The sequence below is a fragment of the Acinetobacter rudis genome, from assembly GCF_031157835.1.
In the GTDB taxonomy this organism is placed as follows: domain Bacteria; phylum Pseudomonadota; class Gammaproteobacteria; order Pseudomonadales; family Moraxellaceae; genus Acinetobacter; species Acinetobacter rudis_A.
This window is the reverse complement of record NZ_JAVIDR010000025.1, coordinates 1-12373: the sequence shown is the minus strand read 5'-3', so window position 1 is coordinate 12373 and position 12373 is coordinate 1. Positions and strand designations below refer to the sequence as shown.

At 37.8% G+C, this 12373-nt stretch carries 13 protein-coding genes; 9 read left to right on the top strand and 4 right to left on the bottom strand.

All coding sequences use genetic code 11. From position 1 onward, the window contains the following. Positions 1-134: 134 nt before the first annotated feature. Complete coding sequence (ilvA, locus tag RFH42_RS15305) at positions 135-1661, bottom strand: threonine ammonia-lyase, biosynthetic (RefSeq protein WP_308976692.1); 1527 nt, start codon at positions 1659-1661, stop codon at positions 135-137. 115 nt (positions 1662-1776) lie between these two features. On the opposite strand from ilvA, the gene rpiA reads away from it, so the two are divergent. From rpiA to RFH42_RS15270, 7 genes are all read left to right on the top strand, one after another. Continuing rightward, a complete protein-coding gene (rpiA, locus tag RFH42_RS15300; protein ID WP_308976691.1) occupies positions 1777-2448 on the top strand; it encodes a ribose-5-phosphate isomerase RpiA in 672 nt (223 codons plus the stop codon). A gap of 21 nt (positions 2449-2469) precedes the next feature. After that, positions 2470-3180, top strand: coding sequence for a M48 family metallopeptidase (locus tag RFH42_RS15295; RefSeq protein WP_308976690.1), 711 nt, complete (start codon positions 2470-2472; stop codon positions 3178-3180). A gap of 122 nt (positions 3181-3302) precedes the next feature. After that, positions 3303-4352: an N-acetyl-gamma-glutamyl-phosphate reductase gene (gene argC, locus RFH42_RS15290; RefSeq protein WP_308976689.1), complete on the top strand. Its 1050-nt coding sequence runs from the start codon at positions 3303-3305 to the stop codon at positions 4350-4352. A gap of 75 nt (positions 4353-4427) precedes the next feature. Beyond that, on the top strand, positions 4428-5177 hold the full coding sequence (locus RFH42_RS15285; RefSeq protein WP_308976687.1) for a DUF6776 family protein: 750 nt from the start codon (positions 4428-4430) through the stop codon (positions 5175-5177). Positions 5178-5195: 18 nt separating this feature from the next. After that, positions 5196-5624, top strand: a complete 429-nt coding sequence (gene clpS, locus RFH42_RS15280; RefSeq protein WP_308976686.1) for an ATP-dependent Clp protease adapter ClpS — start codon at positions 5196-5198, stop codon at positions 5622-5624. A 9-nt stretch (positions 5625-5633) separates the two neighbouring features. Next, positions 5634-7910 carry an ATP-dependent Clp protease ATP-binding subunit ClpA gene (clpA, locus tag RFH42_RS15275; RefSeq protein ID WP_308976684.1) on the top strand — a complete coding sequence of 759 codons (2277 nt, stop codon included), beginning with the start codon at positions 5634-5636 and terminating at the stop codon, positions 7908-7910. Between the two features lie 73 nt (positions 7911-7983). Next, entirely contained in the window at positions 7984-8325 is a 342-nt protein-coding gene (locus tag RFH42_RS15270; protein ID WP_308976682.1) for a YnfA family protein, read from the top strand. 31 nt (positions 8326-8356) lie between these two features. Here RFH42_RS15270 and RFH42_RS15265 read toward each other — a convergent pair whose 3' ends face one another. From RFH42_RS15265 to RFH42_RS15255, 3 genes are all read right to left on the bottom strand, one after another. Beyond that, entirely contained in the window at positions 8357-8857 is a 501-nt protein-coding gene (locus tag RFH42_RS15265) for a DinB family protein (protein ID WP_308976681.1), read from the bottom strand. 247 nt (positions 8858-9104) lie between these two features. Next, positions 9105-10025 carry an ornithine carbamoyltransferase gene (argF, locus tag RFH42_RS15260; protein ID WP_308976679.1) on the bottom strand — a complete coding sequence of 307 codons (921 nt, stop codon included), beginning with the start codon at positions 10023-10025 and terminating at the stop codon, positions 9105-9107. A gap of 124 nt (positions 10026-10149) precedes the next feature. After that, positions 10150-10803 carry a TetR/AcrR family transcriptional regulator gene (locus RFH42_RS15255; RefSeq protein WP_308976678.1) on the bottom strand — a complete coding sequence of 218 codons (654 nt, stop codon included), beginning with the start codon at positions 10801-10803 and terminating at the stop codon, positions 10150-10152. A gap of 208 nt (positions 10804-11011) precedes the next feature. Between RFH42_RS15255 and prpB the strand changes: the two genes are divergently transcribed. Together prpB and RFH42_RS15245 are read left to right on the top strand one after the other, a co-directional pair. Continuing rightward, positions 11012-11896: a methylisocitrate lyase gene (prpB, locus tag RFH42_RS15250; RefSeq protein ID WP_308976676.1), complete on the top strand. Its 885-nt coding sequence runs from the start codon at positions 11012-11014 to the stop codon at positions 11894-11896. A 1-nt stretch (position 11897) separates the two neighbouring features. Beyond that, positions 11898-12373 (top strand): citrate/2-methylcitrate synthase (locus RFH42_RS15245; RefSeq protein ID WP_308976675.1); only part of this gene is annotated, 476 nt, incomplete at its 3' end.

Here is a 12373-nt window from a genome sequence, read left to right as displayed (position 1 = left end):
AAAGAAAGGCTAGTTGTGGATTGAGTCAAGCGATATGAAAAATCTTTAATGCTTTTTAATAGATCGATAAGTATTTTATTTATATAAACCAGTGTGTTATGTGACACACTGGTCTTTTATGCGCTTTAGGGCAATTATTTTAAGAAACGTTGATAACCTAAGTTATGCGTAATTTCTTCATAAGGATAAGGAATGTTATCACTCTTTTGTGCTGTTTCTACATCATTGTTGTCCTCAACACCAACAAGGACACGACCTTCAGCAGCACCATGATTGCGATAGTGGAATAGCGTAATGTTATGTGATGGTCCTAAGTGTTCTAGGAAGTTGAGTAAAGCACCTGGGCGCTCTGGAAACTCCACACGGAATAAGCGTTCATTTGCAATATTAGCGTGGCCACCAATGAGATAGCGTATATGTAATTTTGCAACCTCATCATCAGAAAGGTCATCTACATCATATTGTGCTTTAAGAGTCTCATAAATTTCATGACGCTCTTTTTCGCCATTTTTTAGACTGATACCAACAAAAACTTGAGCTAATTCAGAAGGTGAAGCTCGGTAGTTGAACTCAGTAATATTACGGCCTTGTAAGCTACGACAGAATGCTAGAAATGCACCTTTTTTCTCTGGAATTGTAACTGCAAAAATAGCTTCACGTTGCTCACCCAACTCTGTGCGTTCTGCAATATAGCGCAGACGGTCAAAGTTCATGTTGGCACCGCAAATGATTGAGACGATGTTTTTGCCTTTTAGCTGATGTTGTTCAACATATTTTTTTATACCTGCAAGTGCCATTGCACCAGATGGTTCAACAATGCTGCGGTTTTCATCAAAAGTATCTTTAATTGCTGCACAGATTTCATCTGTGTTCACAAGAACTACATCACGCTCCACAATTGGGCCTGACTGATCTGATTTTAGCAGTTGAATCACTTCAAATGGCTTTTCACCAATTTGAGCAACCGCAGTACCATCAGCAAATAAACCAACTTGAGGAAGTACAACACGTTCATTGTGCTCAAATGCTGCTTTAAGACATGCAGATTCATCATATTCAACAGGAATAATTTTAACGTGAGGTGCAACATCACCGAGGTATGCTGCAACACCTGCAATTAGACCACCTCCACCTACAGCAACAAAGACATAGTCGACATCACGCCACTGACGTAATATTTCATTGGCTATGGTCCCTTGTCCTGCCATTACTAATTCATCATCATAAGGCGGAATAAAAGTTAAACCTTCATCTTTGGCGCGTTGGATTGCATATTTATTAGCAGCATCAAAAGCATCACCATAGAGTACAACTTCTCCACCTAGGCGTTTTACTGCTTGGATTTTAATATCTGGGGTGGTTTTAGGCATCACAATAATTGCGCGAATACCGAGTTTTTGACCCGATAAAGCCACGCCTTGGGCATGGTTACCAGCTGAAGCAGTGATAACGCCACGTTCTAATTGTGATTTCTCTAGTTGACTAATGCGGTTATATGCACCGCGTAGCTTGAAGGAAAAGACAGGTTGCAAATCTTCGCGTTTAAAACGGATGTCATTTTGCAGTCTTTCACTAATTCGTGGCGCTGCTTCGAGTGGGGTTTCGATTGCAACGTCATAGACTGTTGCCTGTAATATTTGTCGAACCAAACGAGACAGCATGTTAATTTTCCATCTAACAGTTTAAAATAGGCAGCTATTGTAACAAACCATTGTGATTTGTCGCCTTAAATTTATGCGAAAATCACAAAATCTACGAATATAAATGAGTAAAGTCATGAGTCTATACGCTACCCAAGATGAAAAGAAACAAGCTGCTGCTGAAGCGGCTTTAAAACATTTACCGAAAGGAGGAATCTTGGGCGTTGGTACGGGGAGTACTGTTAACTTTCTAATTGATCTTTTGCCTCAGCTACAACTTGAAGCTGCAGTTGCGAGTTCAGAAGCAACAGCACAGCGCTTGAAAAAGTTAGGTATTGAAGTTGTAGATATGAACCACGTAGGTGGTCTAGATGCTTATGTTGATGGTGCAGATGAAATTGATCGTCATATGCATATGATCAAAGGTGGTGGTGCTGCGTTGACTCGTGAAAAAATTGTGGCATCAATTGCTAAAAAGTTTGTTTGTATTGTTGATGATTCTAAGTGGGTTGAGCAGTTAGGTCGTGATTTTCCTTTACCAATTGAGGTGATTCCAATGGCTCGTTCAGCCGTTGCTCGTAAAATTGTGAGTATGGGTGGAGATCCAGTCTATCGTGAAGGGGTCGTCACGGATAATGGTAATGTGATATTAGATGTTTATAACCTCAATATTTTAAACGCGCTCGAACTTGAAAAGAATATTAATAATATTCCTGGTGTAGTGACCAATGGTATCTTTGCAATTAATAAGGCTGATATTGCGATTGTGGCAACGAGCCAAGGCATTGAAGAGCGGACCGCAATCTAATCTCACGAGACTTTATATTTAATGAGTATTACTCAGGATTTACCTGAAATACAAATTGTAAGGCATGCAAGGGCAAAACGTTTGCGCTTGCGTGTTTTTGCTAATTCAATTCGTCTGACCGTACCGCTATTGTGTAGTAGTAGACAAATAGATCTTTTTTTAAAACAATCTGAGTCTTGGTTAGTTGAAACATGGCAAAAACAACAAATAATCACTCAAGAGCAGCCTCAAAACTTACCAAAAGAAATTTGCTTATTTGATTCGAGTGTGGCGATTCAAATTGATTATGTGGAACAAAAAGAAGCATTTATATATTTTGCTGAAAAGCATACCGTTCGCATTAATCCAACACAGGCTGAATTGAATTTAAAAGCATTTATTTTATTTTATGCAAAACATAAATTACCTCAATACTTAAAACAACTTAGTTTGGAATGCGCTTTACCTTTTGCAAAGTGTAATATTCGTCATGCAAAAACACGTTGGGGGAGTTGTAATCAACAGCATGATATTATGCTAAATGCAGCTTTAGTGTTATATCCCCAGCATATTGTGCGTTATGTGTGTATACATGAATTGGCTCATACGCGTTATTTTGATCACAGCTTGGCTTTTTGGTCAGAGCTTGAAAAATATGATGGTGCTTTTAAAGCACACCGTAAATTTTTAAAAACAAATGCACTGCCATATTGGTGGCATAATGTTGCTAAAAAGCCAGATTTATCTAGATAAGGCATCGTAACCTAACTTATTATTAAAATTTTACTAGGGGTATGGCAAAACTGTTTTGCAAACGCTCAGTTCCTGTCATACTACAGCGTTAATTTATCTCAACTTTTAATGGGGTTAGTATTGTGATTACTGTAGGTATAGTGGGTGGAACAGGGTATACGGGCGTTGAATTGTTGCGTTTACTACTGCGTCATCCTGATGTCTGTGTCAAAATCCTGACATCTAGAACAGAAGCGGGACGTCGAGTTGATGACATGTTCCCGAGCCTACGTGGTCATACCGACCTTGAATTTTCTGATTTTAAAATAGAGCAATTACAACAATGTGATGTTGTATTTTTTGCAACACCGCATGGTGTGGCGATGAATCATGCTGCTGATTTAGTCAATGCTGGAACTAAAGTAATTGATCTTGCAGCTGATTTTCGTTTACAAAATTTAGAACAGTTCGAAAAATGGTATGGATTAACACATGCTTGTCCCGATATTTTAAAGCAATCCGTTTATGGTTTGTGCGAACTAAATCGTGACAAAATTAAGCAAGCCAATGTCATTGGTAATCCTGGTTGCTATCCGACAACTGTTCAGCTTGGCCTGGCTCCACTTTTACAGTCGAGTGAATTATTACTGAAACCTGAAAGTATTATCATTGATGCGAAATCTGGTGTTTCGGGTGCAGGACGTAAAGCTAGTCTAGGCATGATTTACTCTGAAAATGCGGATAATTTCAAGGCATATGGTGTTGCAGGACATCGTCATCATCCTGAAATTGTTGAAGCTTTAACAGATATTTCTGTACATCAAGCAAACTTTGAGCAATTGATATTTGTACCTCATTTGGTACCAATGATTAGGGGAATGCTGAGTACAATTTATGTAGATTTGACCGATAATGCTCAGTCTATTGATTTACAAAAACTTTACCAAGATTTTTATCAAAACGAATGTTTTGTTGATGTAATGCCTGCGGGAAGCTCTCCAGAAACTCGTAGTGTACGAGGTGCTAACCAATTACGTATTGCATTACATCAGATTCAACCAAATAAGTTAATTGTTTTGGTTGCACAAGATAATTTGGTTAAAGGAGCTGCTGGTCAAGCTATACAAAATATGAATTTGATGTTTAATCTTTCTGAAGATGCAGGCCTAAAAGGTATTGGTCTTTTACCTTAATAATATTGATCTTACACAGCTTTCCTAACTGACTCTAAGAAAGCTGTTTGAACCCAAACATGACTAGAGACGACAATGCAAGATACCCAAGAACATAATGTTTCAGAACCAGCGAATAAGCTTAGACAGTCGCTGAAACAAGGTTATACACCTTTGATTATTTCAGCTGTAGTATTGTCGCTAGGGAGTTTAATTTTAGGTTACACCGTAGGGCATCGCCAAGGACTGACAGTAGTGGGTTATGATGCCGATGCCAAGCAATTGGTTGATGTTGTCCAAAAGCAAAAAAACAATTTAGATGCACTCAATAAAAATTTAAATACTGCAGTACAAGAACGTGATGTTGCAGTTGAAAATTCAAATGAGCTTTATGCAGGCATTAATAAGTTAAAGGCTGAAAAAACTCAGTTGACTGGTTTAGCTGCGATTTATCGTGAAGTGTTACGTGAACGTGGTGGTCTAAGTCTATCTGTACAAAATCTTGCAATTAAACCATTACCTGAAAATGCTTTTGAGTACCAATTAGATTTATTGCAAGTTAGCCCTAACCATCGCCGTGCTACAGGAAATGTAGAGTTGCGTTTAATTAGTGGTGCAGAAGTGTTAATTGTTCCAATGGAAAACAAAGGCTTTAATTTTGAAGACTATGCTCGTTTAACAGGGCGTTGGACAATGCCTAAAGGGTTTAATCCTCAGTTTATTGAGGTGCGTTTGAGTGGTCCAACAACCGTGATTAAACGCTTTAGTTGGCAACGTGGTAAAGCAGTAGAAAATTTAGCAAGCTTTGCTTCGGAAATTCCGCAAGCCGAAGCTACTGTACAGTAAGAAAAGAATTTTAGTTATATGAGCATTATAAAACGTCCAGTTTGTTTAGGTGAGATTAAAGATTCATTTAATCAATCAGGTTATGTCGACTGGCATATTCATTCAGAAACGATGTCTGTTGCACATGATTCATCAATAAATGAAGAGTCTGATGGAGATGTTGCAGTAAAAACAGCACCTCCACAATTAAAGTTGCCACCACTTTACGTCGTGGTTTTACTTAATGATGACTATACGCCGATGGATTTTGTAATTGAAATTTTACAACAATACTTTGCTTTAAATCTTGACCAAGCTACGCAAGTGATGCTAACAGTACATTACGAAGGAAAAGGTATCGCTGGTGTGTATCCGCGAGATATCGCGGAAACGAAAGCAAATATCGTTAATAATTATTCTCGTTCCCAAGGTTATCCATTACTTTGTCAGATCGAGCCAAAAGAATAGGGGGTTAGCATGCTTAGTCGTCAATTAGAGGTGTCTTTGCGTTTGGCTGTAAGCATGGCTCGTCAAAAGAGACACGAGTTTCTCACCGTTGAACATTTGTTATTGGCATTGTTAGATAATGATTCCGCTGTGAATACATTAAAAGCATGCGGTGCTGAGATCGTGAGTCTTCGTAAAGAGCTAGAAGAGTACGTTGAACAACATACACCTAAGCTTCCTGAAAATAGTGAGCAAGCACCACATCCGACTGAAAGTTTTGATCGAATCTTGCAACGTGCAATTTTCCATGTTCAGTCGAGTGGTAGCGATCGTACTGTTGAAGGAGCCGATGTATTAGTTGCAATGTATTCTGAACGTGATTCATTTGCTATTTATTTATTGAAACGTCATCAAATTAACAGACTAACATTAACTCAGTATCTCTCGCATGGTGCTCGTAAAGATGAGGTTCATGTAGAAGAAGAAGCTGATGAGGTGGATTCAGACATGAGTACCTCAGCCAATGCAGGGCCACTAGAGTTATATACTTTAAATCTCAATCATGAAGCGCTAAAAGGAAAAACAGACCCATTAATTGGTCGAGAAAAAGAAATTGAGCGCGCAGCACAAATTTTATGTCGTCGTCGTAAAAATAATCCATTACTTGTTGGAGACCCAGGGGTTGGTAAAACTTCAATTGCTGAAGGTTTGGCTTGGTTAATCGTCAACAATAAAGCACCAAAACCGTTAGCTAATACTGAAATTTATAGTCTAGATATTGGTGCGTTGGTTGCGGGTACAAAATATAGAGGTGATTTTGAGAAACGTTTAAAACAGTTACTCAACACTTTAAAAAAGAAGCCTGATGCGGTTTTATTTATTGATGAAATCCACATGATTATCGGTGCTGGTTCTAGCATGGGTAGTACTATGGATGCATCTAACTTAATAAAACCGGCACTTGCAAATGGTAGCCTGCGCTGTATTGGTTCAACGACTTTCCAAGAATATAGACAAGTCTTTGAAAAAGATCATGCGCTATCCCGTCGTTTCCAAAAAATTGATGTTAATGAGCCTTCAATTTCAGAAACCATAGATATTTTACGTGGTCTCAAATCGAAATTTGAAGAGTTTCATCATGTGGAATATGACGATCAAGCATTAGTTTCCGCGGTTGAGCTGTCTGCGAAGTTTATTAATGATCGCTTTTTGCCAGATAAGGCAATTGATGTTATTGATGAAGCTGGTGCTCAACGAAGATTAAAAACAGATACAGATAATCGTTTGATTACTGTTGAAAATATTGAAGATATTGTTTCTAAAATTGCACGTATACCGCCTAAAACAGTATCGAAAGATGATAAAACGGTATTGAGTAATTTGGAGCGTGATCTTAAACGTGTTGTTTTTGGTCAAGACGATGCAATTACTGCATTATCATCTGCCATTAAACTCTCTCGGGCTGGTTTAAAATCACCTGACAAACCTGTTGGTAGTTTTGTTTTTGCTGGCCCTACAGGGGTGGGTAAAACAGAAGTGACCAAGCAGTTGGCCAAGTTGTTAGGTGTAGAGTTAGTACGTTTTGATATGTCTGAGTACATGGAACGACACGCAGTATCTCGCTTAATTGGTGCACCTCCAGGTTATGTTGGTTTTGATCAAGGCGGTTTATTAACCGATATGATTCATAAAAACCCACACTGTGTATTGTTGCTTGATGAAATCGAGAAAGCACATCCAGATGTATTTAACCTGCTTTTGCAAATTATGGATCATGGTTCATTAACTGATAATAATGGACGTAAATCTGATTTTAGAAATGTCATTATTGTACTAACCACCAATATTGGTGCAGAGAGCATTTCACGTAGTAGTATTGGATTTACTGAGCAAGACAACAGTAAAGATAATCAAGAAGCGATGAAACGTGCATTTTCACCAGAGTTTCGTAACCGTTTAGATGCCATTATTCAGTTTAAGGCATTACCAATGTCTGTAATTGAGTCTGTGGTTGATAAATTCTTAACTGAATTACAAGCACAGTTAGATGACAAGAAAGTTGTACTTGATGTAGATCAAGAGGCTCGTGATTGGTTAGCTGAAAATGGTTATGACCGAAATATGGGAGCTCGTCCTATGCAGCGTCTTATTCAAGAGCATTTGAAAAAGCCATTGGCTGAAATGATTCTGTTTGGTGAGCTTGCTGATCATGGTGGAAATGTTGCTGTTACAGTGAAAACTGAAAATGGTCAATCTGTCGGCTTAAAGCTTGAAGTATTTGAAGATCAAGCTGCTGAACCAGCTTAATCTGTGTTGTTCTTTAGAAATAACCCGCGAGTCGTTTGCGGGTTATTTTTTGCATAAAGTATGGAACATCTTGATGTCTAATATATTAATGACTTTTGTTTTGTTTTTTCTCACTGCTATTGCGGAAATTTTGGGATGTTACTTTCCATATTTAATCCTTAATCAAGGACGTAGCCCTTGGCTATGGTTGCCAACAATATTAAGTCTTGCTGTTTTTGTGTGGTTATTAACCTTACATCCTGCTGCATCAGGTCGTATTTATGCCGCATATGGTGGGATTTATGTTTGTACCGCTCTTTTGTGGTTAAAGTATGTTGATCAGCTAAGTTTGAGTCGTTGGGATGTATTAGGTGGTTGTGTTGTTGTGATTGGAGCTGCAATTATTATTTTGCAGCCTAATGGTTTGATTCGTTAAATTCTACATTTAAAGTTACGGGGCTTAGCACTCATTCAATAGTCCATTCACGGCGTTTTTCTTGTGTAACATGTAAGAACATAGTGTAACTATCCGCTGGATGGATTATACCTGCCTGATCTAGAGCACGAGCAATAGATCCTCGATGATAGCTACCATGATTAATGATATGAAATAAAATTTCTTTAATTTGCATTGAACCCTTTTTTTGGTCGGTAAAAGTAAAGTGAATCGGTTGATCAAATTGGCTTGGTGATGTGTTCTGAATATAAAGTAGATAATCTTGATCTGATTGAATTAATCGTGGGGCTAATTGTTCAAACAACGGAACTATAGCACTATTGGTCTTAGGGTGAGGTTGGTGTTGCTGTAATAAGCGTGCACGGAAAAGATCCTCTACAATAATCATATGATTAAGTTGTTGGCAGATAAAAGCATATTGTTCTGCAAATTCTATTTGATTGATTTGTTGTACTGCATCTAACATTCGTTGATCAGACCACTGTTTATATTGGAATTGGCTTAAAAGCATATATTTCTCTTGTGATAATAAACGAACTAAGTTGATTGGTAGAGTGGGTGATATTCTACCTTTTAATATTATTGAGTGCTGCTGAAGATTTTAAATTATTAAAAAGATATATTAGTTTAATATGTAAATTTATATTGTGATTAAATGTGGAAAGTAGATTTTACAGATTTATAATAAATTTTCAGGGATAATTAAAAAGGCTTTAGAGATAAAGCCTTTTTAATTATCTAATATATAACTTGTGTAATTAGTTTGTTTTTAGATTTTCATTAATTAGAAATTCAACCAAAGCTTTTTGAGCATGTAGACGATTTTCTGCTTCATCCCAAACAACAGAACTTTTATGACTCAGCATGTTTTCTGAAATTTCTTCACCACGGTGTGCTGGTAGACAGTGCATAAATAAGCAATCTGGGTGAGCAAGTTCAACGAGTTTTTCATTGACTTGGTAATCGGCAAATGCTTTTTCACGAATTTTTTGTTCTTCTTCTTGCCCCATACTTGCCCATACATCAGTAACAATCAGATCAGCGCCAGAAGCTGCTATTTCAGCATTTTCAACTAATTCTACGCAATGGCGATAGGGAGTGAGAAATTTTTCCTGAGGTTCATAACCTTTTGGTGAAGCGATTTTAAGATTAAAGCCCCACATATGTGCAGCTTCAATATATGAATTACACATATTATTACCATCACCAATCCATGCAACAGTCTTCCCTTGAATTGAACCACGGTGTTCAACAAAAGTTTGAATATCTGCAAGTAGTTGGCATGGATGGTGGTCATCTGTTAATGCATTAATAACAGGTACACTTGAATTTTTTGCAAAACGCTCAACAATGTCATGTCCAAATGTGCGAATCATCACAACATCTAGCATGCTTGAAATTACGCGTGCTGAATCTTCAATAGGTTCACCACGGCCTAGTTGAGTGTCACGTGAAGAAAGGAAAATAGCGCTACCACCAAATTGGGTCATACCTGCTTCAAAGGATACGCGTGTTCGTGTGCTCGATTTTTCAAAGATCATTCCCATTACTTTACCAACAAAGGGCTGATAAACTTGGTGTTGATGTTGCATTTTTTTCAATTCTAATGCACGTTGAATAACTTGATTTAATTCATCTGTGTTTAAATCAGCTAAAGTAAGAAAATGTCTGAGAGCCATGGTTACTCCACAATAATAAGTGTTAGCCAAAAATAAAAAAGCCAACACACTATTGTTGGTCTGTAGGAAATTAAAAAAGGATAATCAATCAATATACTATAGAATATGTTTGCTGTGCAAAATTTTAAACTCTTTGGTGTCCATCCAAAAAACGATCAACGCTATACTCAAAATATTCCTTTATTTCATCATCTGTTTTTTTTATTTCAATTCCCATAATTGTTTGCCATTCCAAATGACGAATAATTCCAATATACATCTGAGCAGAAAATAATGGCTTTGGACAATATAATATGTTCTGGTTATGTGCTGTTTCCAATACTTTAGCAATTGTAGCCTGAATATGTTTAGGGCCTTGTTCATGTATATATAGCGCAAATTCAGGTGTGGCTTGTGTGCGTTCAACAATTAAGCGAATAAATGCTGCATTTTCAGGATCAAGTAAATGAATATAGAAATTATTTAAATTTTGAATTAAATAATCGCGTAGATTACTTTTGCTTTGTTCGAAGGCTGGACAAATATCTTGAAAAAACATAGCCCGACGATAGTCACAAATGGCAATAAATAAGCCATCTTTGCTACCAAAATATTTATAGATAGAAGTTTTGGAGCCACCAGCATGGTTAACGATATCATCTAAGGATACTGCATCATAGCCACGTTCAAGAAATAAAGTATTCGCACTGAGTAATAGCGCTAAGCGTCGTTCATGACCGCGACGAGTCTGAGGGATGTCGCAGTTTGAAATCACGATTTGATCTAAACTAATAGCCATAACACAGCAAGATTAAAAAAATAGAGAGCATTATACCAAAGATGTCAAGGAAATTCAGGCTTATATCTAGACATATAGCTTTGAGCAGATAACCGCTCAATAGACTGAAATCATTATGCTAAAGTTTTAGCTAAAAATCTGCATGAGCGCATTGCTTTATGGATATACTCAAAATTCTATGAATATAGTAAGACTGTGGAAAGGAATTATGACAGAACAAGCGTCTGCAGGTCTAAGATTTAGACAAGCATTAGAAGTCGAAAAGCCATTACAGATTATTGGAACTGTAAATGCCTACGCAGCCATGATGGCAAAACAAGTTGGCTATAAAGCGATTTATGTTTCAGGTGCAGGTGTTGCAAATTACTCTTATGGTTTGCCTGATCTAGGTATGACCAGTTTAGATAACGTTCTTGAAGATGTGCGTCGTATTACTGAACGTGTTGATACTCCTTTGTTGGTTGATATTGATACAGGCTGGGGTGGTGCTTTTAATATTGCACGTACGATTAAAGAAATGATTCGTGCAGGTGCAGCAGCGGTACATATTGAAGATCAGGTTGCACAAAAACGCTGTGGACACCGTCCAAACAAAGAAATTGTGACTCAACAAGAAATGGTCGATCGGATTAAAGCTGCGGTTGATGCTAAAACTGATTCTAACTTTGTGGTAATGGCCCGTACCGATGCACTACAAAAAGAAGGTCTACAAGCGGTGATTGATCGTGCTTGTGCCTGTGTTGAAGCTGGTGCCGATGCAATTTTTGCAGAAGCCATGACTGATATTACAATGTACAGAACAGTTTGCGATGCGGTTGGTGTACCTGTTTTAGCTAACATTACTGAATTTGGTGATACACCTTACTATACCGTTGATGAATTGGGGGAACAGGGCATAAGTATGGTGCTTTACCCACTCTCAGCAACACGCGCAATGCAAAAAGCAGCACTGGAAGTGATGCATTCCATTCGTAACAATGGTACCCAAGTTAACGTATTAGACTTAATGCAACAACGTAAAGAATTATACGAATTCCTAGATTATCATACATTTGAAAATACATTAGATAAGTTATTCAAGCAGGAGAGCTAAAATGGCTGAAGGAAAAGTCCTTACTGGCGCAGGTTTACGTGGTCAAGTTGCAGGCAAGACAGCATTATCAACAGTTGGAAAAAGCGGTGCAGGTTTGACTTACCGTGGTTATGATGTGCAAGATCTTGCAGAGAATTGCCAGTTTGAAGAAGTCGCTTACCTGATTTTCTTTGGTGAATTACCAAATACAGCGCAGTTACAAGCTTATAAAGCAAAACTCAAATCATTACGTGTTTTACCACAAGCATTAAAAGATGTACTAGAACGTATTCCAGCAGATTCACATCCAATGGATGTGATGCGTACTGGCGTATCGATGTTGGGTAATTTAGAAACAGAAAACTCCTTTGCTGATCAGCAAAATGTTGCTGATCGTATTTTGGCGACGTTACCAGGCATGATTTGCTACTGGTATCGATTTAGCCATGATGGCGTCCGTGTTGATGAAAACACAGACGACGATTCAATTGGTGCACA

Coding starts and splice junctions, on each gene's coding strand:
- ilvA (WP_308976692.1), bottom strand. CDS start 1,661: ATGCTGTCTCGTTTGGTTCGACAAATATTACAGGCAACAGTCTATGAC.
- rpiA (WP_308976691.1), top strand. CDS start 1,777: ATGAGTCTATACGCTACCCAAGATGAAAAGAAACAAGCTGCTGCTGAA.
- RFH42_RS15295 (WP_308976690.1), top strand. CDS start 2,470: ATGAGTATTACTCAGGATTTACCTGAAATACAAATTGTAAGGCATGCA.
- RFH42_RS15285 (WP_308976687.1), top strand. CDS start 4,428: ATGCAAGATACCCAAGAACATAATGTTTCAGAACCAGCGAATAAGCTT.
- clpS (WP_308976686.1), top strand. CDS start 5,196: ATGAGCATTATAAAACGTCCAGTTTGTTTAGGTGAGATTAAAGATTCA.
- clpA (WP_308976684.1), top strand. CDS start 5,634: ATGCTTAGTCGTCAATTAGAGGTGTCTTTGCGTTTGGCTGTAAGCATG.
- RFH42_RS15270 (WP_308976682.1), top strand. CDS start 7,984: ATGTCTAATATATTAATGACTTTTGTTTTGTTTTTTCTCACTGCTATT.
- RFH42_RS15265 (WP_308976681.1), bottom strand. CDS start 8,857: ATGCTTTTAAGCCAATTCCAATATAAACAGTGGTCTGATCAACGAATG.
- argF (WP_308976679.1), bottom strand. CDS start 10,025: ATGGCTCTCAGACATTTTCTTACTTTAGCTGATTTAAACACAGATGAA.
- RFH42_RS15255 (WP_308976678.1), bottom strand. CDS start 10,803: ATGGCTATTAGTTTAGATCAAATCGTGATTTCAAACTGCGACATCCCT.
- prpB (WP_308976676.1), top strand. CDS start 11,012: ATGACAGAACAAGCGTCTGCAGGTCTAAGATTTAGACAAGCATTAGAA.